Below are 23,060 nucleotides of genomic sequence, written 5' to 3' on the forward strand. Positions count from 1 at the left end.
TCCAAGACTGAACTGAACGGGGTGCGTGGCGGTCCTTGCGGTGATCTCACGGTGGTCCGCGTGCCACTCTGCGGGTCGCGGCTCTTCCTATGCAATATCGAGCAGTATCGGGACGAGCCGTCGCTGATGTTGACCGGGAATGGCTGAGCACTACCGCCACGCTCGATTCGTTCTGTGGTCGAGCGGCGCGATGATAATGCTCGCACTTTGCGCTTACTTGAAACACGGCAGAGCTCGCGCGAGGGAGATACATCCCTCGCGCGAGCTCCACGTGCGCTGCCAAGCAAACTTAACGGGCACGTCTTGAGGCTGCATGAATTCCCCAGTGGACCGGTGTATCGCAGCTCGCCAAACCTTAGCGAGCGGTCGAAAAGCTTGAATCGTGCCTGGTGCACCGAGCGACGGGCCAATGCATGACCACGACCCAGGCCATCGCTGGCTCCGCTCGATCAGCCGCGACTTCACGCACTGCTAGTTTGCGCGGATGAGGTACCGCGCGCAAGCTGTGCGAGCTCCGTCTCGAGCGTAGGGTTGCGTTTGAACATGGCGTCGATCAACGCTTGCGCCGGCTGCTCGGCCGCTTCCACCCACGTCGCCTTCTCCGCTCGTGCGGAGGGCGCGAAGACACGCTTGACGACGGTCGGCGACCCCCTCAGACCGCATTTGGCCATGTCATCCACGCCGGCAGTTTGAGCGCTCCATTTTACGATTGAGGCACGGGCCGCACGCAAGGCATCGATCATTGCACCGCGGCGAATTTGATTGCTTGCCTCTAACATGCTGACGAGACAAGGAAGCTTGGAACGCAGCACCTGGACTCCTCCTTCGCAGCGCCGTTCCGCATCGATCGTGCGTACTTTGAAGTCCAACGCTTTGATTGTGGAAACATAAGTAAGCTGCTGGACCCCGAGCCTCTTCGCAATGCCAGGTCCCACCTGCGCCGTATCGCCGTCGATAGTCTGCTTGCCAGTGAATATGACGTCTGGTGGGCCATATTCCTTCCCGATATTGCGAATCGCGCACGCCAGCGCGTAACTCGTCGCCAGCGTATCGGAGCCCGCGAAACTACGATCAGTGAGCAGGACAGCACGATCGGCACCAAATGTCAGCGCCTTTCGGAGAGATTCTTCGGCCGACGGCGGCCCCATTGTCAGAACAGTGATTTCGCCGCCGAACTTGTCTCGTAGCTCGAGCGCAGCTTCCAGTGCGAACAGATCATATGGGTTGATGATTGTCGGCACGCCCTGACGCATGATCGTATTCGTGACAGGATGCACGCGGATTTGTGCGGAGTCGGGGACCTGTTTGATGCAGACGATGCTGTGCATATGCTTCTCCTAAGATGTTGAGCAGGCTCCCCACGAATAGCAACTGTCATACCACCCCAGGCATTTCGCCGATGAGGGACGAATGCAATGGCTGGCGACTGACGGTGAGACCGTTGTCGGGACTGCGACGGGCTGCGCAAAGCGGACGTGATCTCTGTCTGATCTGAGTCGCGCCATAAACGGCGCGGCCGCGATCTTGCGCTAGTTCGACACCTAATCATTTCTCATAGGGCGAATACATTGCAAGCAGACGATGACCAGGACGCGAAGAGGGCTTACGCTTCCCGGCATGGCCACCCCCAAGCAGAGCACATCGGTTTCGTATCCGCTTCATGGACCAGAGTACCGCCTCTTGCGCACGCTCTCCTACCGCGCCCGGGCGAGCGAGAGAGACGCGAGCCCGACTTTTTATTCAGAAGCGCTTGATCTCGATACCGTGCCTTCTCAAGGCATAGCCAATCTGGCGCGGCGTCAGTCCAAGCAGGCGTGCCGCCTTGGCCTGTACCCACCCGGACCTTTCCATCGCCGCGATTACGCGCTCGCGATCTGTGACCTTGGCGGCACCTATGACAGGTCGGCCGGGTGGCTCTAGCGGCGTCAGTTCGCTACCGACCGGCTGAACGTGTGCCACAGCTTGTGTTGGCGGCATGCTCAGCCTCGCGGGGAGTGAGATTATCGGGCTCAGCTGTCGCGCCACTTGCTCCGGCCCGCACTTCCATAGCGCGGCCGACAGGCATTGCCCGTGGCAGCAGGCAAAATCGTCTCTTACGATCGACGATCCGTGCGCCAGGGTCGCGGTCCGCTGCACACAGTTCTCCAGCTCGCGGACATTACCGGGAAATCCGCAATTCATAAGAACGTCAATCGCACTTGAATCGAAGACCAGAGCACGGCCGTTCTCATTGTTGAAGTTCTTCAAGAATCGAGCGGCGAGAAGCGGAATATCAGTGCGTCTTTCGCGCAGCGGCGGCAGTAGCAGAGGAACCACGCTGATGCGATAATAGAGATCGGCACGAAACTCCTTCTTTGCCACCGCCTCTTCAAGATTCTTATTCGTGGCTGCAATCACGCGGACGTCGACTTTGATCGTCTGATTGCCGCCGACCCGCTCGAACTCCTGCTCCTGAAGCACGCGCAGGAGCTTCGCCTGGAACGACGCCGAGATCTCTCCAATCTCGTCCAGAAACAACGTTCCCTTGTCGGCGAGCTCGAAGCGACCCTTGCGCGCATTGAATGCGCCCGTAAACGCCCCCTTCTCGTGACCGAACAATTCAGATTCCAGCACCGTCTCGGTGAGGGCTGCGCAATTCAGCTTGATAAAGGGGCGTTTGGCGCGCGCTGAACGCTCGTGAATAGCCTTCGCGACCAGCTCTTTGCCGGTACCCGATTCGCCGCGCAACAGAACGGTGCTATTCGATTTAGCGATCAGCTCGATCTTCTCAAGCAACGCGCGCAGCGCCGGGCTGTCGCCGATAATACCCTCGACTTGGACCTTCTTACGCTCCCGCCCATGAGGCTTGAGCTCGGACAGCTGCTTCTGCGGCCGGAACTCCTCGTCCATAAGCCGCCCGCGATCGCGCGCAAAAACGCAATGCAGCTTCGCCGTCTGTCCCAGAAGGCTTGCGACCATCGTCAGCAGGCGGATGTCGTCCTCGAGCTGCGCATGCGTCCCGTTGTCTGCGATGCGGTCGATGCTCAGCGTACCGACAACTTTCTCGTCAATGTCTATGGGAATGCCGATGAACGCAACACGCGTATTACCGGCGGCATCTAGCATCTCGACGTCCGAAGAATTGAAGATCGAATGCAGCGCTACGTTCTCGACGATGAGCGGCCGCCCCGTCGCCACAATTTGATCAATTGCTCCTTGCGGCAAGCGCACCCCGCAACGCGCGTCGCGCCCTTCACTCGGGCCGTCGTCTACGATGATCTCGGGCACCCCGTCATGATCGAACAGACATACGATGCCGCGCCGCATCTGCACGAGCGATGGCAGACGCTCGATGACGCTCGCCAGCTTGGCTTCGAGCCGGCATAGGCCGGTGAGCGTGTGCGCTATTTCGAAGATCGTGCTTAGCGATTTCTCTTGCGACCGCAGAATACAAGCGGAAGGATCCGCGTCGGAGGTTGAGTTTGGTTTTTCGCGCAGGGAAACGCTGTCCAGCATAATGACTTCTCCGTTCCTTTCTTGATCCTCCCCATCACCTCGATCGGACTTGTTGGACTCGTGTTGCATGCCTGCCTCGATCTGACATCCAGTTCTCAGGGCGGGGCGAGAGATGACGCCTCTTCATGGCACGTCGGCAGTACTTACAGTGACTAGATTTGCCGCTTTATTCTTTCCAACTCGCTGCGCGGATTCGCCCCGGCCAACATGGCTTCCATCGATGAAGCTCCGATTAGCCGGGTTCGCCAGAGACGGATTCACTCACAAGTGTTGCCCGCCATTGATCGGCACTTCGGCGCCAGTGACATAACTTGCCGCATCTGAACATAGGAAGAAAATGACCTTGGCGACCTCTTCGGGTGTACCCACCCGGCGAAGTGGGATCTTTGGCACAAGATGCGCTTCCGTGTCAGGCGACAAAATGTCCGTCTTGATTTCGCCGGGCGCGATCGCATTGACGCGAATGCCATGTGAGGCGTAATCGTGCGCCATTTCGCGCGTGAGACAAGCGAGCGCAGCTTTCGACGTCGCATATGCCGTGCCTGCAAATGGATGCACCCGCGCGCCGGCGATCGAAGTCACATTGACGATCGAGCCTGAAGCCGCTTTTAGCTCATCGAACAGACCTTGAGCGAGCAGGATCGGCGCCACCAGATTGAGGTGGAACACGCTCATCCAGGTATCGACTGAGGTCGCCAGCGACGTCAGCCGGGTACCGTTTGGCGTTTTTGGTGAGTTTCCGGCATTGTTTATCAGTCCCTGCAGCGGTGCGCCGGCAAGGCGCTCCTTTATCTGGGCAATCACGCGCGGCAGCGTCCGATGATCGCTCAGGTCGACTTCGATATAGCTATCCCCCTCTGAGTCCCATGGGCAGCGCACCGCGTCGAATGGTTGGCGCGCGCAAGAAATGATGCGCCAACCGGCTTCCGAAAACAATCTTCCGGTGGCGCGACCGATACCGCGCGATGCCCCGGTCAATACCAGCGTCTTCCGCTCACGCAGCGGACGGCCCGCTCCATCGGCGTGAATTGGACCGCGAGGGTCCGTTTCCGACGATTGAGCTGCGACCGCATTGTCATCTGGTAGACCTAGATTCACACGCGACTCCCTTCCGCTCCCCTCGCCTGTGCACCTGGTGCAGGATCCGGGCCAGAGCGATGCAGGGCACAGGTGGCGCGCTTTTACGACGCAAATGGCAGGTTCCGAACATCTGGCCTGTTTGCTTTTCGACACCAGCAACGCCGCAGCAATGGCTGTCGTCGAGCTCCCGGGTGCTGCCCACTGCGTGCGCTACGCCTTCGAGCCGAGAGGCTGGTGTTTCCATGGCGAGTTGACCGCGTCGCCCTCCACGAGTGGTCTGTGGGTCATGCGCGCTAGACGAGATAGGTTAGCTGCCTTTGGCGGAGATCAGGATTTAATGGCCAGTTCGTCCAAGTTGCTCTCAGCCGTGGTATGCGCGGCCGCACATGCGGCTCTTGAGTAATATCGATGGGCCGCCGGCCGCGCGGTTCATCACATCTCCGTCCGAAAGGACTCTGCGAGCGGAGCATGAACAAGGCCGTCGTCCAGAAAACGAGCTGACCGCAAAAAGGGTTGCCCAAAGGCGATCCATCTACCGGACGCGCCTCCTTGCTGCTGGGACATTCTGACGTGACTGTCTGTTACGTCAGATTTCCTCGGCGACCCGGACCGCCATTGCCGTGCTTTTCACCGTCTGGCCAGCGATGGCGGATTTGGCCGGAGGATGACGGAACCATAACCTTTCCGCGCGACTCGACTTACACATGAGGGCCCGAAGCATTGCGGGGCAAGGCCGCCGGCGCCCGCCGGCATTGGCCTACGCTTCGCAGGCGTTCGCCCTCCCACCAGCACCGCATCCGTGGTAGTGCGCCGCTCAGCCGTCGCTTGCGGACGGAAGTCGCCATCCACCGTTCCTGCGAGACGTTGCGAAACTCGATGGTGTCGAAGCCAGCAGTATCAAGCTGATGATCTAGCCCGCCATTGCTCAGGCTCAGATTCTGGCGCTTCATGAAGCCGCGAAATGCTCGTATGGGTTATCGATCATGGTCAATTGCTCCGGATTGCGCTGGTCGAATTCAATGATCCGTGGCACGAGCAGACGGGCATAGCGCGTGAAGGCGCTGGTGGGGGGAAAGCGGATCACGGTAGCGCATCGCGCAAGAAGATACATGTCGATGAGAGCGGAAGCTCCACCTTCAATTCCCATTTCCGCACTATGCAACGGCCCTGCCCGATCGGCCTGGAAACGTTTTGGTACGGCGAAGACATCGGGAAACAGACCCGATAGGCGATCGAGAACCTGTGCACTGTCCGTGCACAGGAAGACCTTTACAGGCTTTGGATATGGCAAAGCCTTGGCTTTACGGATTGCCATGCAGACCTGACGAAGGGCGAGCTCCGAATCGGCCCAGTACGGCGCATGCTCCATGATATCTTCGCCATTGCCGTGCCGAACATGAACGCCAATGATGCTATGGCCGCTAAAGTGTTCCTCATACAAGGCGTCGATCCGCGCTTGAATCTCAGGCCTGAGCTTGATGTTCCGAAAGATCAGTCGTTCGGCTTCCTCGCCACAACGCCACATCAGGCAAGCGTCACAGACAATGGTGTTGGCTTCGTTATCTTCTCTTGCCTGGAACAGCTCGGTCAGTTCGTCACGTTCACGGAAGATCTGCTCATCCGGACGATTGATGCAGTCGATCGATGGCCTATTCCACCACCGCGGGAAGAACGGTCCGGGAAACGAGAGCTGGTTGACTCGGTCATCGCAAATCACCGGCACTCCAGCGATGTCCTCAACCGGCTCGAAGAACACCGGAAAGGCGTTGCTGAACGGTTGGTCGATGTAGCAGGAACCGCGCCAGTCAACGACGAGCGTCCGCCCGGTCCGCTGCGCGTACGACCAAGCTGACGCCAGCGACCAGAGGCAATCACCAAAGCCGGTACGCCTCCGAGAAATAACAAAGCGTTCCTTGGTCAAGTTATCAAACCCTTCTCGTTGCGTAAGATCAGTTTTGTGTGGCGCACCTACTCATCTGCGATTCCGATCCACGCCAATGGACGGCTGGTCACCTGGACGCAAGGCGATCAACCCGCAAGCCCTCCTCCACGGCACCGCGATTGGCAGGTCATGCAAGAGGCGTCCAAAGAGCCCTCTTCCGCATTACTCACCTTTTACGATCGCGCAGTCTGTGACGGATGCAGCCGAATACGGCGCAGATCCCAGAGCCCGCGCAGTTCGTTCACGAGAGCTTCTCGCCTAGTCCTGTCAGAGGTGACCCTGGCGAGAAGATCGGCAAGAACAGCTTCCTTCTCAATTTGCATCAGCATGTCGAACAGGTCATGCGAGACGCGCACGCTGTCCTGGCTGGAGTGACCCATGCGGATCTCGCAGACTGTCTCCTGGCGTTCTCGGCCCGCATGAGCGCGAACTCGGTAAAGAGATACATGGGGCGGCAGTGATACAGCGAGTGCAGTCCAGCTTTCGAGCGTTGTTGCCCGCTTTTTGACGAGGAATGAACCGACCACAAGGCCATCCAGCTCGGTCGACAAAAACGCCGTAATCGCATCGGCAACGGAATCTACGATCGGTTCGGCATTGTTGTTGAACGATGTATTAAGCAGAATCGGGACGCCTGTCCGGCTCTTGAACGCATTGATGAGTTCCCAATAGGCGGCATTGTTCGTGCGGGAAACCGTTTGCAGCCGAGCCGTACCATCGATATGCGTGATCGCGCCCAGCAAAGCACGCTTGGATTCACGCACGCGAACGACGAAATTCATGAAGGGATATTCTGCGCGACCATCCGGCAACTCAAAGAACGCGCCCGCATCCTCCTCCAGAACCGATGGCGCAAATGGTCGATAACTCTCGCGCTTCTTGACCATCGCATTGATCCGGTCCTTGTTCGCCGCGGGCCTCGGGTCCGCAAGAATACTACGGTTGCCGAGCGCACGAGGGCCGAACTCCGATCGGCCCTGTACCCACCCGATCACGGCGCCATCAGCGATCCACTCGGCTGCTCTGGTTGCGACGTCAGCGGTCCGCTCAATCTCGAGGTGTCCGGCCCATCCCTTCAGTTCCTGTTCGATGCTGTCGTCGCTGCCGATATCTGGCCCCCAATAAACCGCCTGTAGTCGCTCGCGGGGCGCAGGCTGCCCGGCCTCGCTCGACACCATCAGTGCCGCGCCCAATGCGCATCCGGCGTCATGCGCAGCCGGCTGCACGAAGATGTCTTCGAACAGGCCTGAATACAAGAGTTTTCCGTTCAGCGTGCAGTTGTGGGCCACCCCGCCAGCCAGGCACAACCGTTTCATTCCGGTCGACTCACGGTAATGCCGCAGAATGTGAAACACGATCCGCTCCAGCGCCTCCTGCAACGATGCGCTCACATCTCGATGCTGTTGCGTGAACGGCATTCCCTTTCGCCGGACCTCGATATTGCGCAGCAATGCCGGGCCGATACGTTCGAGGTGAACGCGGTAGCCACCGTTTGCGGAGAGCTCATAGAATTGGGAAAAGAGCTCGCGATAGCGTGCGGGATCTCCGTAAGGAGCCAGTCCCATAACCTTATACTCGTCGAACAGGCCGTAGCCGAGATATCGGATCGTCTCCAGATAGAACAGTCCGAGAGAGTTATTCTCTGGAAACGTCATAAGCTCGGTCATTTCGGTGCCCGACCCGACAGCCAAGAGACCCGACAGGAAGTCGCCACAACCGTCGATCGCGAGGACCAGGCTTTCTTCAAAACCCGACATCGCCAGAGCGCTCACGGCATGGGCCTGATGGTGGCCTACGAATGACACCCGCGAAGGATCAACTTGGGTACCGAACTCCGTCGCTAGAAGGTGCCGTAACAGCAGATTCGCATCTAGCGGAATTGAGATTTCCGGTTGTGAGATGAACAACCGTTCGAGCATCGCATTGCAATAGGCTTCAGTAGCGTAGAACGCAATACGATCGACGTCGCGAAGCTCCACACCCGCGGCTGCAAGACAGTATTCAATCGCACTGCTCGGGAGCTTGTTTGAATGTTTGATCCGGTTGAGGCGCTCCTCTTCCACGGCAGCGATCACGCGCCCGTCCTTGACAAGTACCGCGGCGCCGTCGTGCAGAAACGTGTTCGGTAGTCCAAGGGGGTTTTCATAGACCCTGTCGAGGCCGCCGCTCAATCCTAGACACAGCATCTTGTTCTCCGTTAATCCTGAGAGGCCTGTTGGCCTATTTCGTATCGCTTGCTTTGGGAGTAGGCCGCACGTCGCCGCGGGGCCGATCAGGCATCGCTAGCGTGACGAGGCTCACATAAGCGTCGCACGCGATCGGAAGTTCGTTACGCCCGATATCTCATCTCGCACACGCGATGCTTCGCTTTAGGTCTTGTTCCTCTCACCGCATCAGGCGCTGCCGAAGCAACACGGCCGAGACGAGGAAGGGAAATGCTGCGTAGATGCAAAGTGCGCCCACATGCAATCCGACGCTGTCGACCGGCCGACCGAGCATTGCTGGACGAATGAGATCGACCGAATGAGTCAGCGGCAATAAGGCCGCGATGCGTTGAAATGAACCGGGCAACTGGCTCATTGGGAAGATCGTCCCGCTCAAATACATCATGGGCGTGAGAATGAGCGACTGGTAGAAGATGAAATAGTCGTGGCTCGGTGCAAGTGCTGAAACGACCATTGCGAGGCTCGCGAAAGTAACGCCAGTAAGGGCGATGGCTGGTAACGCATAGGGGATGGATGACCACTCTGCGTAACCCAGCGCGACGGCGACAATCGTGATCGCCGTCCCAGCGAGCAAGGCCTTGCTCGCTGCCCATGCCACTTCACCGAGAACAATGTCGCCGAGCGTAAGGGGCGTACAGAGCACTGCCTCCCACGTGCAATTTGTCTGCATGCGAGCGTAAGCCGCATAGATCGTTTCGAAGGTTGCGGAGACCATCGCGCTTGTGGCGACCATGCCAGCCGCCAGAAACGAGATGTATGAGGTCCCCTCAACACCACCTATGATCATTCCAAGGCCAAAACCGAGACCGAACAGAGAGCTCATCGGCTCGGCCAGATTCCCAAGAATCGATGCCAGAGCGACTTTCCGCCAGACCAGAAAATTGCGGCGCCATACCGCGATCCAGTTCCATGGATTAGCGGGGAGCGCCGGCGCAAAACGTTGCCACATCGTTCAGTCCTTCATCTCTCGCCCGGTTAGCCGCAAGAACACATCCTCCAGATTTGGAGGACGCTGCAGAAAGCGCAGATCCGTGCGGTTGGCAAGTCGGAGGCGCACCTGCTCTGGATCCGTGACATAGCAGAACAGCGTCTCCCCGCTCACCTCAGCGCGCTGCACTTGGGGTCTGACCAGCGGCAGCAGTTCATGCGGATTACCGCCGTAAATCTCGATCACTTGGCAGCCGATCTGCTGCTCGATCAGCGCGTGAGGCTGACCTTCGGCGATCTTACGGCCGTGCTCAAGCACGCACAGGCGGTCGCACAGTCGCTCCGCCTCTTCCATGAAGTGGGTGGTGAGAAGGATCGTTTTGCCGCGCGCTAATAGCGAGCGCAAGCGTTCCCAGATCAGGTGACGGCCGTGCGGATCGAGGCCGGTCGTCGGCTCATCAAGCACCAAAAGCTGCGGGTCGTTAATGAGGGCCCGTGCCAACGTCAGGCGTCGCTTCATGCCTCCGGACAGTTCGGCAACGCGGGCGTCCGCCTTGTTCTCCAGGCGCGCGAATTCGAGCAGTGACGGCGTGACCGCTTTCACCTCAGCCGCGCTCATGGCGAAGTAGCGCCCGAAAACGAGCAAGTTTTCGCGCACCGTGAGCTGAAGATCAAGGTTATCGAACTGTGGGACAACCCCGATCCCCCGCCGCGCCAAGCGCGCCCGTGCCGGCACTGACTCGCCGAGCACGCATATCTTACCTGCGTCGGGCGATGCAACACCCAGGATCAAACGCGCGAGCGTGCTTTTACCCGCGCCGTTTGGTCCCAGCAGACCGAAGCACTCTCCCGGCGAGACCGTAAACGAAAGAGCGTCCACGACGACCCTGTCGTCGTAGAACTTGCTCACCTGGAAAAGGTCGACTGCCGCGGTTGACATTTGCTTACGCCATCGCGACGGACGTTGTTCGCGCCGCTTCCTCGCTCGCGCGCTTTTTTGTCCAAAGCAGGCCGTCACACCATACGTGATCGACGCGTCCCCACTGGCACGCGGCGGCAGCATCCGGGAAAAAGCCGCGTCCATGCAGATTGGCGCTGGTATTGCAAAGCAGCGGAATGGCTGTGAGCTTCTCGTACTCGACGAGAAGCTCGGCCACTTTATGCTGAGAGGTTCTGGAAACGGTCTGTAGACGAGCAGATCCATCGAGATGCACGACGGCGGGAATTTTGTCCCGCCATTCCGGTCGCGTCTGGTGATCGAACAGCATGTACGGATCGGGTATTCCAGGGTTAAAAATCTCCGCCGCACGATCCTCCAGGCATATCGGCGCTACCGGCCTGAAATGCTCACGAAGTTTGATGTCGTTGAGATGATCTTTCATTCCTTCCCAGCTCGCAGCCGCGAGAATGCTTCTGCCACCCAAGGCTCGTGGTCCGAGCTCGGCACGCCCGGCAAGGAAGACCACGGGCTTGTCGCAAGCGAGGATTGCCGCAAGTTCGCCCATAGTGCAGGGCGCGCCCTCCCATTCGGGCGGGACTTCGCCAGGACGAACGGCCGGTCCACTGTAGACCGACCATTCCAGAGCTCTAAAGCCTTGCTGTGCCGCCAGTGCAGAGCAAGCAGCACCAATGGCTGAGCCGCTGTCGTTCGGAAAGGGCGGCACCCACACGACATCGAACAGGCCGGTCGCACGAAATGCACTATTCCACTTAATATTCAGGCCACAGCCACCGGCTATGCAGAGGTTACGCGCCCCCGCAAGATCCGAATGCCGCTCCACCACATCAGCAATGGTGCGAACCAGCAGACGGTCTAGAAAGACGTGAAATGACGCAAGGACGTCTTCGGCTTGCTTTTCCTTCAATCGCATTGCGCACGCATCGAAGAAGTCGTGCAGAGCTTCAAGTGGCGATTGTGAGCTGTTGATCTCTTCAAGCTCAGGACAAGCGCCCTCAGCATCCGTGGCAAAGTGCGCCTCATAAAGTTCATGAAACGTCTTAATACAGTCCTCGTCGGGCGATCCCAGCGCGATATAGGCCATCAGCTTGCCGGCAATACCGAGATCCCAGCTGGTCCGGTCTGCGCGCCTGTAAGGTCCAAAGTGATGTCCTGCCGTCGCATAGGCGTGACCTATCATCGGAAACAGGCACTCGATGAACCGGATGCCGTGGGGCTCGACATAGTAGAGGCGTGGAAACATGCAGCCGTCCCACACCAAGCAGAAAGCAGATTGTGCGGATTTGGCAAACGAGCTGGCGCAGTATGCGGATGCTACGTGCCCGGTGACATGGGGATAGCTTTGATAGGGATATAGCTTCCCATCAAGCATGAGGCCGATCCGATCGCGGGACGTCAGGGGGCTATCGCCTTGCCGTTCGACATACGGCGCGCCCTTGAGCTTGATGGTCGTCGTCCCACTAAGGACTTCAAACTGCGACTCGAACTCTCCATCCCAGCCATCAATGACGAACTGATCAACATCGCTCGGATCCAGCCCGTGCTCCGCCAAGGCGCTAACAACGGCATCCAGGTTGTCGATGGTTTGATAACGCGGATTGTTGTTCAGCTTCTCCTGTTCGACACAAAACACCACCCGGCCGTCCTCGATCAGAGCGACTGCCCCGTCATGCGTCAATTTGATACCGCAGATACGCATATTGGCTCCTTTCAAGCTCGGCCGTTAGGACGGATCGAAGATCGCTCCGGATTGCGAAAGCGGACCAACAAGCAGTCTTCGTCAGCCGACTGCCCCTGGCACTGCACGCGTTCGACCTCAATAAGCGCTTCAGTCAAAATCGTGATGACTGTCTCGGCGCCAGCGACATGCCCCCATCGCCTGCAGGTGGCATCACGTGCAGATCCGAAGACCAGATGCCCACGTGGAGCAAGCATCTTCACCATTTTGTCGATTGCGGTACGCATCCGTGTCATGTCTTCGAGATAGTAGAGAACTTCGGCGACCACGATCAGATCGAACAGCTCTTCGGTCGAGAACTGCAGAATATCGGTCGCCGCCCAGCTGATATGCGACCACCTCTTGGTCCGCTGGACCGCTCGACCGATCGCTCGCGGCATAACATCGATGACCGTGAGCCGTTTGCAGTGAGGAGCAAGCTTCTCTGTGAATGCACCGGCCGCGCACCCGATCTCGAGGCCGGTTGAGACGGCGCCGTTCGACAGCGATAGCCGCAGCAATTGGGTGTGACGCTCACGTTCGAACGGATTGTCGTCAAGCCGCCACGGGTCATCGTTAGTCAGCTCCCGTTGCAACGATTGATATGTCTTGTCCACGCTCACCACTAAATCCCCTACAAAGCTGTCAGTCAGTCGCGGCCGCAATGCCATCAGACGCGATCAGCTGCGAGGGAGCGCGCGAAAGACCTGCCCCGAGAATTGAGCCAGGCGTTTCCGATGCCGGGTTAAGGCTTGGTCCAGTTGTCGCGTCTTCGATCGAGGCCTTCGATTCATCGACGTCTGATGATTTCGCTACTTTGCGCGAGAGCCAGTCGCTGTTGCTCAAGGTACAGAGCGCATAGGCTTTCATCGGGAGCAGGAGGAAGATGTTGATCGGGGTGTGCAGCGAGAAGCCGATAAATCGAAGCTCGCCGGCACGAAGGGCCGCCACGCTGCATCGAATCATGGTCATCGCGACGATGGTCAGACCGGTCCACCAGGGCACGGTGCCGGTGAGCGCGAGCTGAGCGAGCGCGGCAATCGATGAGATGGCGAGCAGCAGCGGCCCGAGGTTCTGTCCGAGCACGTCGAGCGTAAGGTACCGGTCCAGGCCGGGCAACAGGTGCAAACCCAGCAGCGTGTCGCGGTAAGTGCTGCGCGCCCAGCGGAGCTGTTGCCGCAGATACGGCAAGAGCCTGTCCGGGACCACCGTGGCGGCGATGGCGTCCGGAACGTATTCGGTTCGAAACCCTGCCTTGAGCATGAGGATCGTCAGATGGCGGTCCTCACCGAAGTCGCTCGGCTTTCCCCGGAAGAACTGCGTCTCGTACTGGTCCAGCAGCAACAGCAGCGCGGAGCGGCGGTACATGGCACACGGCCCGCAGCAGCACATGACGGCGCCAAAGCGCGTCTGCGCCGCGCGCTCCTCGTTGCAAGCCAACCAGTACTCCATGTCGATCAATCGGGTCAGCCAGCTGTCGTTCCGGTTGCTGGCCGTCAATTGCCCCATGGCCGCGCCGACGGCTGGATCCTGCATCTTGCGTACGAGCTTGCTGACCACGTCGCTGGCGATTTCCGTGTCGGAATCGACGTTGAGCACGAGATCGCCGAACGACCGGCGTATCGCTGTGATCTGCGCCTTACGCTTTCCAACGTTGCTTGGCAGCAGAATGACGTTGAACCTCGGGTCATGTGCGTAGCTCCCATGGACCGGGGCCACTGCACCGACATTTGCAGAGCCGTCATCGACCACATAGACCTGCAATCGCCCTGGGTAGTCCTGGCTTGCGAGAGACTTCAGGCAGGCCGCCAGCGTGCGCGGGTCCTCGTTGAAGCAGGGCACGATGACATCCACGCTGGGCAGAGCACCGGTGTCGACCGGGTCGTACGGCGGCAGTGAGGCGTCGGTTCGCCGCGCATAAAGCGCCTGCGCGCTCTTATGGACGCTGGAGAGCAACGCGTAGGAGGCAACAGCAACGGTGCTGACGGTGGCAAGCAGGCTCATGGGATTGATCTATTCAGTGAGTTTGAGGAAGCGACCGGATTGCAAATCCACGGTCATGCAGTGCTGGAATGAGCTGGGTGAGCGCCGTCACAGTCTGGTCGCGCCGACCAGAGTGAGGGCAGCGTTCCAACTCGTCGGGAGGGCACCCGTCGTGCAGGAGCACGATTGCCCCCGGCCGGACCGAGGCCAGCACCGCGGCAACAATCGCCTCGCCGCCAGGACGAGACCAGTCTTGCGGGTCGACTGACCAGTGCAGGGCTGCCAGTTCGGCCTTCGCCGACGCGGCGAGGGCCTCCTTGGTCCATATCCCATACGGCGCACGCATGTGCCGCACAGAGGCTCGCGGGCAGGCCATTCCGATGACCTTGTTCGTTGTGAGGATCTCGTATTCCACCTCATCCGGCATGCATTTGGATAAATCCGGGTGCGTCATTGTGTGGTTTGCGATTTCGTGCCCTTCTGCAATGATGCGCTGGATCAGCTCCGGCTGACCCGCTGCATATGCACCGATCACGCAGAAGGTGGCGGGGGCCCGATGCTGCGCCAGCACATCCAGGATAGCCGGCGTGCAATGCGGATTGGGACCATCATCAAATGTCAGATAGACGGAGTGCTCTCCGCCGGCGTCGGCGTAGTCGCTCCGCGCTTCAGTCTCGTCGTCTGCGGACGTCACAGTTCTGGCCCGTTCCGTTCAATCATCTCACCGTCCGGCCATTCGCTCATTGGTCTCGCAATCGGCAGAACGAGGACGACCACGTCCTCCACGCGCGTCGGAGGCACAGTGAGATAGATATCCGGGCGAGCGGACCGGACACGGAGCCCTGGCAGAACAGTCGCCAATCCCTGTCGCCCGAGCAGCCTGGTAATATGTTTCTGCAGGGCGGATCGGACCGTGCCAAAGCCGAACGGCACCCCAAGATCTCGCAACACGGGATACATCACGCGGATGGAGTGGCTGATGCCGAGCCCCTCGAGATCCGGGCGTACCCCGTACAATCCGAGTTCAGCCACAAGCAGATCGACCTCACCCACTTTTATGAAGCGGCGCAGTGCGCCGATGTGAATCGCGACGCCACGATCATCGTAGCCGATTGCCCGAATCTCAGGCCTTGCGCCGGCCCAGCTTCGATGACCTTCAAAGGGCTTTGCATTGAATGCCCCGGTCGGACCATAGGTCTTCCGGAAGAAGTCGGACAATTCAATATGGTCAGCAAGTTGAAGCTCATTCTCCCAGCACAGCCTCCAACGAACTGGAGGGCGCGCCGAAACACCTCGTGTGGATCCGGGCGCGATCATTTTCATAGAGAGTAATTCCTATTCATTATCTGGCTCCTGACGCAGGCCAGCAGTTCGCTACGCTCGAAAGGCTTGCTCAAGAACTGGAGTCCAGCTTGCAGGACTCGACTCATATCGTCTTCGGAGTTGTCTGTGAGCAGAACGGTGGGAATCGCGCCTCCGGATGCAGCCAGATGATGGAAAAGCTCAAAGCCACTCATCACGCTCGATTGCATGTCCGCGATCAAGCACGACGTGATCAAACGGCGGCCCGATTTCAAGAACTCGTCTGCGCTCTCGAAGGGTTCGGGTACGTAACCCGCGGAAAACACCATATCTGTCAGAGCTTCACGCACTGACCGATGTGCATTCACAATGGATACGACGTCGAGCGTGTGCGCAACTCGCATCAGATTCGCCAAGGACGCCTTCGCTTGCATGTTCCGCACGATTTCTCCGCAGCAAGGACGCAATCGGATGCGACCAAAACACATTTGGTACCCGCAACCGAAGGGGTCCAACTGGAGGGAAATCTACGGCCAGGTTGAGCGTTCGCTCAATTCTACGGCGGTACACGGCCGGTATAGAATGGGTTGGCGAAGCCATACGATGGTTTGCTCGTCCTATACGCCCACGCACATTTGCGGATCCCCGCCGTGCTAGCTCGCCGAGATATGACTTGCGCAACACGCGCGAAACTGCGACCGCACGGTCCAGATGTCTTGATCGATCCTTGGCGCTGGGCTGAGACGCGCTACGATTTGTAACCATTCTGATAGATCTGACATCTCGCTAAACTATCCTTTGCTATCCTCATTCGGTACAAATGGTAAAATCGATTGTATCGATAGAACACATTCATACCGTGGATCACTCAAGATTATGCGTTTCAAGGGCCTCGATCTGAATCTCCTCGTCGCGTTCGACGCCCTGGTGACGCAAGGCAATCTCACTGCGGCGGCAAGAAGCATCAACCTCAGTCAACCTGCCATGAGTGCTGCCGTCGCGCGGCTTCGCACTTACTTTCGCGATGAGCTATTCACGATGAGGGGCCGGAAGCTTGTCCCAACGCCGCGGGCTCAAGCGCTCGCAGTCCCGATTCGCGAGGCTCTCGCTCACATTCAGCTTTCCATCATTTCTCCGGACGGCTTCACTCCGTCTCAATCGAATCGGCGATTCAGGATCATCCTGTCCGACTTCATGACTGTCGTGTTTCTTCGACGAATCGTGGACCGCGTCGCGCGGGAAGCTCCGACAATCAATTTCGAGTTGTTGCCGCCCGTAGAGGAACCCGATGAACTTCTCCGGCGCGGTGAAGTCGATTTTCTCATGTATCCGGAGATGTTCATGTCGAGTGCGCATCCCAAGGCGGCGCTGTTCGAGGACACTTTCGTTTGCGTGGGCTGCCCCATGAACAAGCAGCTGGCGCCGCGACTTACGTTCGAGATGTACACGTCGATCGGGCACGTGGAAGCCCAGTTCGGGCGCTCCCTGAGGCCCTCCTTCCACGAATGGCTCTTGCTCGAGCATGGTTTCAAGATACGCACCGAGGTCGCTGTGCAGGGTTTTGGTATGATTCCGCCTATGTTATTGGGCACCAACCGTATAGCGAGCATGCCCTCAAGACTGGTCAGCCATTTCGCAAACACGACGCCCCTGCGGGTCATCGAACCTCCGCTGCGACTTCTCACATTCACCGAGGCCGTCCAATGGCCGGCCATTCATAATACTGATCCTGCAAGCATTTGGATGCGCAACATGTTCTTGCAACAGGCATCCATGATGGTCTCTCCGTCCGATACCAACCAATGTCACGGCCCGTTCTAGGATTGTTCGGCCGTTTGCGACCTACTCTTCGTTGACCAGATCTACGCCAGGCTCGAAGCTCCGGTCCTCGCTGGTGTTCGGCCTGTCGACATTGGCGCGCTTGAGCGTAGTTTGATCGCGTCGGCGGCGCTATTGATCTCGCGCTGGCGTGACGATCTTGCGCGTCATACAGCTCGTTCGGCGGCGCTCCGCAATGACTTTCCGCTGATCCGACGGGCTGCATCGCACTGTTCTACATGAGCTGAGCTCAGAGCACGCGAAATGATCCGGCCAGTCAGGTGAACGATATCCGGCCTCGGCACTAAAATCCCTTGAATCGTACACCGCGTCAGGTTGTAGACCAAGACCTGCGATCGAGGCTGCAAACGTGGACACTGGTAGCGCACCCGCACCGCTCTTCGCCTGCCGGTGGGCATTCTCCTTGCCGTCTACTGTCCCGGCGATTGCAGTAATGCCGAAGCCAGTAGCTAGACGTCTCTTGGCGGGCCGACCCACAGGTCGATGCCGGCTCGTTCGCGTCGAACCAACTTGTTCTGCCGAACGCCAACGCTGTCCACGTCGCGCCCGGAAAGCGCAACGCGAGCTGACGTAACTCGGGAGAGCGGAACCTGCAAGTGAAAGGTCTGCGCAAGGCTGGCATGGAGGTTGGGACACGTCATCTCAACGGCGCTTGTCTTACTCTTATTGTACTCGATCCCGCATGACGGAGCGCAACCGCAAACTCGCTGACCGCAGGATCAACCTGGATCCACCCGCCATGAGCTTGCGGCATTGTCCCGCTGCGCGCGCGCTTAGGTGATGAGTGTTTATGATGAGAGGACGGCAACTGTGCCAATGTCCGGCGCACGGAAGGGCTCGCCGCTCCCATTCGCCAAGCCCTGCTCCACCTCCAGCTTTTGATCATTTCGGGCGACATGGTCAATCCAGCCACATCGGATCGTGGGACATCCTTTCGGATCTCGCGACAGTCGTGTTATTTTCAAAAGTGTCGTGGCGGGGGCGCACGGGATGCCGCCGTCGTCAGTCCCGAGTTACGACCCCTTACCGCTGACCCCGAAGAGCTACTTCGGTGCGGTAACATGATTTGCCTATCTTACCCAAAGCATCTATGTCCAGCGCTCGCACACCAAAGCGACACTGTTCGAGGATGAAAGTGAGTGAGCTTCTGGACGAGCAAGCCATTACCCGCGACAGCTGGACTGCGCTGCGCAACACTGATCCGGCTCACGTCTGGATATGCGAGTTATTGCTGGGAGCTATGGCACGTCGTTGTTTTCCCGGGCGTGGCCGCGCGGCGCCGGGGGCCCGTTGACCCGTTTTGAGCGCCTCCACGTCCAACGGATACTGGAGCGATCCTTCGAGGCTCGGTCCTCAATCGCGAGTAACGTTTCGCCAGCCGCGCGAGGTGCGCTTGCGTTGAGATACATGCCGGGAATGGTTTTGCGGCCCGCCTTCTCTCATTCTACCGACGCTTTGCGTCGCAGACTTGCGCCGTTGAAGAGCAGCCATCATCTTGTGGCATTCCAAAACCCGATGTTGCCATGCGCGAACAACGCCTTCGCGCCCACAAAGCCATCTCAACAGGACTAGCAGCGTGTCGAAAACGCTGTTAGGCGCCGAGCGGGCGGCCACGCCACGATGTGGTGGTAGGACTAATCTGCGATGATTGACCAATCAACGCCCGGCTCGACGATAGACATCACAGCAAGGATTGCGACCGAAAGAGGCTCATCTGATCAGATCAGTACTGTGTCTGGGCCGCCGTTCGTGAAGCTGTGTCTCAAGATCAAGCGGGGCTGCATGTACCTGCTTTCGCTTCGCGTGGCGATCAGACAGCAGATGGCCACTGCGGCGGCAGCATCCAGCAGAAATTGCACAGTTTCGGTTAGGGCAGTGTTGGACAAAAGGGGAAGCAAACGCCGTGTTGCACAACGGCACCACACGAACGCACCTGTCACATTCTTTCGCGCACGTCGCCGCTCCGTCTCCTTTTTGCCCCACCACAGCCAAACGGCTTCGTCACGTGCGGCGCGGGTGCGACAATCAAAGGAGCTTACTCTTGGAGAAGCCGAGCGGAGTCTACGATCCGGAGGATCTCGCGAGCTTGGGAAACCTTTTTGATCGAGCAATCGCGTCTTTACCGACATGCATGCGAACCAACGAGAATCGCGTGGCGATCGCCAGACTTGTGATGCAACGCGCAGCGAGGGACGAATTGGCGTCGCTGGCGAACTTGATGCTTGCACTTGTCTCGGCCGCTTGATCAACAGCAGGCGCTCAGTCCTCCTGGGGGTTCGCAGCAAGAGACCATCATCTAGATCATTGAAATAACTTGATTCTCACGTGACGTCAGGTTGTAGGCTTGCAAATTGAGGACCATGACAAACGCCACACCACGACGGCGCCGATGGCGCATTGGAGAACTTGCAGAGGCGACCGGCGTAACGGTACGCACTCTGCATCACTACGAACATACCGGGTTGTTGACGGTCGCGGAACGTACCGATGGCGGTCACCGCATGTACGATCGTGAAAGCCTACAACGCGTCTCTCAGATTCGGGCGCTACGTGAGCTCGGCTTCTCGCTTCCTGAGATCCGCAAAGCCATCGAGGGACGGACGTCTCTCACGGACCTATTGCGCAACCATCTGGAGCGAATTGAAGTTCAAGTCGCGCGGGCGACATTATTACGGGATCGATTGCGCAATATGACGACGCAAGGTGAGACAGAAGTTAGTGTCGACGAGCTGCCGGCCACGTTAGATGCAATGTCGCGGATTGAGGAGCGTACCCCCTCGGCCATCTGCACGTGCGCCTCTAACGCTAGCCGCGAAGATCGGTGGCGGAAGATTCGAGACGAGCTACGAAGCTGCATGGATCGGGGCGAGCCTCCAAGCAGTGAGCGGGCAAATGCGGTCGCGCGTCAGGCCCGTTCGCTGCTGACTGAGATCGCAGGAGTTGACTCGACTGTCTCGATGATACTTAAGGTGCTGACGCGATTGACCGAACCACACAATCTCGCCGGCTGGGATGCGAGCCTCATGCGATACCTGGATCTCGCCCTCGCCGCGCTGGAGGACCAGCTGGGAAAGAGTTGACGCACCCGGTTGCCCGCGACTCGGTTACTGGAATGTCTCTAAACCCAATGAGCTGATGCTGATCCTTGTCTGACTGAGGATCGTTGGCCCGTAGCAATTCGCCTCCGAATCTGCGTTGTCGGCACTCTTTGGGGTCCTTCGCTCTGTGGATCTTGGCAATCAACCTCGACGAGCACGCTTCGAAGTACTTGATTCGTACGTAGCGTCAAATTGTACCTTCTAAAAGCATCGACGCAGCGGCGGGGCGACGGACAGAGCGCCGGCTAGGCCGACGGAGACTCCAATGATCGGCATCACTTTCGGAAATTCCCGGTGAGAGCGCTGGGCGAGAACAAGTCGGTGGATGATCGTCTTTGGCCATTGCCGGCGACTCCGCAAACGGCACGCTCTTTACCTTTATGCCGGACTCGACGACGAATGCTGCAGGGGCAGCCGCTGTCGCCAAGCTCAAGGGTTCGAGCCTATCTGCCGCAGGTTGTACGCTCTACGCTTATGCCGCAGTTCAAGCATGGGCAGGCTTGGTCAAACGGGCGGGCACCTTCCATGCCACGCGGGTCGCTGTGGCCCTACCTCGGGCTCAATCGAAACGGCCATTGCCACGGTTCGATTCGACTCCAAGGGAGACAATGCCGCTCCTGGGTTCATCGTTTACCGCTGGCGCGACAATACCGTCGAAGCGGTCGCGCAGACCTGACCGCCCGCACCAACACCGCACGGAGCGTTCGAATGATGAACCATCCTCGACCTAGCGATTACGCGCTGCTCACGTGCGTCGCAGTCGCCGCAGTCGCAGCATTTCTCGCGCTCGCGGCAATACTATCACAGCTGTCGTGCACGCCCGAACGGCCGCCCGAAGAGTACGTTCCCATTCGCCTGGTGCCACTCGAGTGAGCATCACTTCCACATTCGTAAGGCCGACGAACATCGGTGGCTTCTTCCAGCTAGTGAAACTGATGCGCACCTCGCTCTCGGGAGTGAGCTGCCAGGACCTCTTTAGAAGGAACGTAGCTTGTGGCAAGATGTCAGTCGTGCGCCGTCTGTCTGCGGATTACGCGAGTTCAAGCCAAGCGTTAGCAGCGCTGTTCGGCCGAGTGGACGTGGCGTTCCCTCCCCTCGTGAAACAGGTATTCGCTGGGATAACGCCGTGCGCCGCCTGATCCGTGCTGATCGCTGCCGGACTTTGAGACGGGCTCTGATCCGGTGCGGCGCTTAGATCTGAGCCCGCCTATGGCACCCCACCCCTCACATTCATGCACGCCTTGCGCTTCCCGGCTCCGAACACAGCGCGCGCATCACGTAGGCTCGATGAAGGCCGTCAACTGCTCTCGTCGACAAAAGGGAGAACACCAATTGGATGCAAAACTGCAAACTATGCTTTCCTCGCTCTCGCCGGTGGCTCGCGAATTGGATGCTCTGCCGTCCGGGCGGCCCACCCCGGACAATACTTGCGTGAAACTGAACACGAATGAGAACCCATTTCCTTTGCCAGCCATCGTGATGCGAAGCGCAATTGCAGCTCTTGAGGTGCAATACCGCTATCCAGAAGACGACAATGTCAGCTTGAGACAAGCGGCCGCAGCGGCCTATGGGATTGCCACTGATCGCGTGATGGCTGGCAATGGATCGTCTGAACTCCTCAGTCTCATTTACAGAGCCTTTCTTGCCCCGGGCGACGGCATCGCAATGATGTCGCCCGGCTTCTCATTCAATCGCAAGCTTGCCATGTTGCAAGGGGCCCGGTTCATTGAAATTCCCTGGTCTGAACCCGACTGCTTGCCGATGGACGAGCTGCTTTTCGGTCCGGCTAAACATGCCAAGTTCATTCTGCTGGCCAATCCGAACAATCCGACCGGAACCTTTGTTCCGCTCGCTGAGATCGAGCGCCTCGTTATACGATCTGACCGATTGATCGTATTGGACGAAGCTTATGTCGATTTCGCACCTGAGGACGGCCTACGCCTCGTTGAGCGCCATTCGAATCTTCTGGTCCTGCGCACGTTTTCCAAGAGTTATGCCGCCGCTGGCATTCGCGTCGGCTTCGGTTTCGGCCATCCCGAGCTGATTGGGCGGCTTCGCAACATCCAGAATGTTTTCAACATGAATGTGGTCGCTCATGCCGTGGGCATGAGCGTCCTTGCGCATCGCGACGCCTACGAGGAGAACCATCGCCACGTCAGGCTTGAGCGTCAGCGCGTAGCGGCCGCCCTCTCGGAATTTGGGTTCTCCGTAACGCCTTCCCACGCGAACTTCCTCCTCGCCCGTGTGCCGGTAGGCCAGGGTGGCAGATGGTGGCAGGCGGCGTTGCAAGACCAGAGCGTCCTTGTTGCCTTCTTTCCGGATGCCGGCCTGCAAGAGTGCATTCGGGTTAGCATCGGTACAAAGCGCCAGATGGATGCGTTTCTTGCGGCTGTCGGCAGCATTCTCAAAAAAGTGGGATGCCGTGGCTAGTGACCCCTTCCACTCAGGTCACAGATCCCCGTTCGCAATCGATCCGGACCCACACATGATGCAG

16 protein-coding genes are annotated in these 23,060 nt (G+C 58.7%); 3 read left to right on the top strand and 13 right to left on the bottom strand.

Annotated elements, in window-relative coordinates; genetic code table 11:
• Nucleotides 1-461: 461 nt before the first annotated feature.
• The 13 genes from IVB18_RS40670 to IVB18_RS40730 form a co-directional block, all read right to left on the bottom strand.
• On the bottom strand, nt 462-1,328 hold the full coding sequence (locus IVB18_RS40670) for an electron transfer flavoprotein subunit beta/FixA family protein (RefSeq protein WP_247985814.1): 867 nt from the start codon (nt 1,326-1,328) through the stop codon (nt 462-464).
• A 412-nt stretch (nt 1,329-1,740) separates the two neighbouring features.
• Nucleotides 1,741-3,495, bottom strand: a complete 1,755-nt coding sequence (gene nifA / locus IVB18_RS40675; protein ID WP_247985815.1) for a nif-specific transcriptional activator NifA — start codon at nt 3,493-3,495, stop codon at nt 1,741-1,743.
• Between the two features lie 261 nt (nt 3,496-3,756).
• Nucleotides 3,757-4,593 carry an SDR family oxidoreductase gene (locus IVB18_RS40680; protein ID WP_247985816.1) on the bottom strand — a complete coding sequence of 279 codons (837 nt, stop codon included), beginning with the start codon at nt 4,591-4,593 and terminating at the stop codon, nt 3,757-3,759.
• 928 nt (nt 4,594-5,521) lie between these two features.
• A complete protein-coding gene (locus tag IVB18_RS40685; RefSeq protein WP_247985817.1) occupies nt 5,522-6,496 on the bottom strand; it encodes a nodulation protein NodZ in 975 nt (324 codons plus the stop codon).
• Nucleotides 6,497-6,690: 194 nt separating this feature from the next.
• Nucleotides 6,691-8,703, bottom strand: a complete 2,013-nt coding sequence (locus tag IVB18_RS40690; protein ID WP_247985818.1) for a carbamoyltransferase — start codon at nt 8,701-8,703, stop codon at nt 6,691-6,693.
• Nucleotides 8,704-8,902: 199 nt separating this feature from the next.
• Complete coding sequence (locus IVB18_RS40695; protein ID WP_247311328.1) at nt 8,903-9,691, bottom strand: ABC transporter permease; 789 nt, start codon at nt 9,689-9,691, stop codon at nt 8,903-8,905.
• Nucleotides 9,692-9,694: 3 nt separating this feature from the next.
• On the bottom strand, nt 9,695-10,609 hold the full coding sequence (gene nodI, locus IVB18_RS40700) for a nodulation factor ABC transporter ATP-binding protein NodI (RefSeq protein ID WP_247985819.1): 915 nt from the start codon (nt 10,607-10,609) through the stop codon (nt 9,695-9,697).
• 4 nt (nt 10,610-10,613) lie between these two features.
• A complete protein-coding gene (gene nodU / locus IVB18_RS40705) occupies nt 10,614-12,326 on the bottom strand; it encodes a nodulation protein NodU (RefSeq protein ID WP_247985820.1) in 1,713 nt (570 codons plus the stop codon).
• Nucleotides 12,327-12,337: 11 nt separating this feature from the next.
• A complete protein-coding gene (nodS, locus tag IVB18_RS40710) occupies nt 12,338-12,967 on the bottom strand; it encodes a nodulation methyltransferase NodS (protein WP_247985821.1) in 630 nt (209 codons plus the stop codon).
• Nucleotides 12,968-12,989: 22 nt separating this feature from the next.
• The gene (gene nodC / locus IVB18_RS40715) at nt 12,990-14,348 is read right to left on the bottom strand and encodes a chitooligosaccharide synthase NodC (protein ID WP_247985822.1); all 1,359 of its coding nucleotides are present in this window, start codon (nt 14,346-14,348) and stop codon (nt 12,990-12,992) included.
• Between the two features lie 13 nt (nt 14,349-14,361).
• A complete protein-coding gene (gene nodB, locus IVB18_RS40720; RefSeq protein WP_247985823.1) occupies nt 14,362-15,021 on the bottom strand; it encodes a chitooligosaccharide deacetylase NodB in 660 nt (219 codons plus the stop codon).
• Entirely contained in the window at nt 15,018-15,650 is a 633-nt protein-coding gene (locus IVB18_RS40725) for a NodA family N-acyltransferase (RefSeq protein WP_247971178.1), read from the bottom strand. Before IVB18_RS40725 ends, nodB begins: the two co-directional genes overlap by 4 nt.
• Nucleotides 15,647-16,045, bottom strand: coding sequence for a response regulator (locus IVB18_RS40730; protein ID WP_247985824.1), 399 nt, complete (start codon nt 16,043-16,045; stop codon nt 15,647-15,649). Before IVB18_RS40730 ends, IVB18_RS40725 begins: the two co-directional genes overlap by 4 nt.
• 460 nt (nt 16,046-16,505) lie before the next feature.
• Here IVB18_RS40730 and IVB18_RS40735 point away from each other — a divergent pair, with 460 nt between their 5' ends.
• The 3 genes from IVB18_RS40735 to hisC all read left to right on the top strand — a co-directional run bounded on the left by IVB18_RS40735 (nt 16,506) and on the right by hisC (nt 22,996).
• Nucleotides 16,506-17,450: a LysR family transcriptional regulator gene (locus IVB18_RS40735; RefSeq protein WP_247985825.1), complete on the top strand. Its 945-nt coding sequence runs from the start codon at nt 16,506-16,508 to the stop codon at nt 17,448-17,450.
• A gap of 2,378 nt (nt 17,451-19,828) precedes the next feature.
• The gene (locus IVB18_RS40740) at nt 19,829-20,548 is read left to right on the top strand and encodes a MerR family transcriptional regulator (RefSeq protein ID WP_247985826.1); all 720 of its coding nucleotides are present in this window, start codon (nt 19,829-19,831) and stop codon (nt 20,546-20,548) included.
• A 1,305-nt stretch (nt 20,549-21,853) separates the two neighbouring features.
• Complete coding sequence (gene hisC, locus IVB18_RS40745) at nt 21,854-22,996, top strand: histidinol-phosphate transaminase (protein ID WP_247985827.1); 1,143 nt, start codon at nt 21,854-21,856, stop codon at nt 22,994-22,996.
• Nucleotides 22,997-23,060 lie beyond the last annotated feature (64 nt).

It is taken from the genome of Bradyrhizobium sp. 186, assembly GCF_023101685.1.
GTDB lineage: Bacteria > Pseudomonadota > Alphaproteobacteria > Rhizobiales > Xanthobacteraceae > Bradyrhizobium.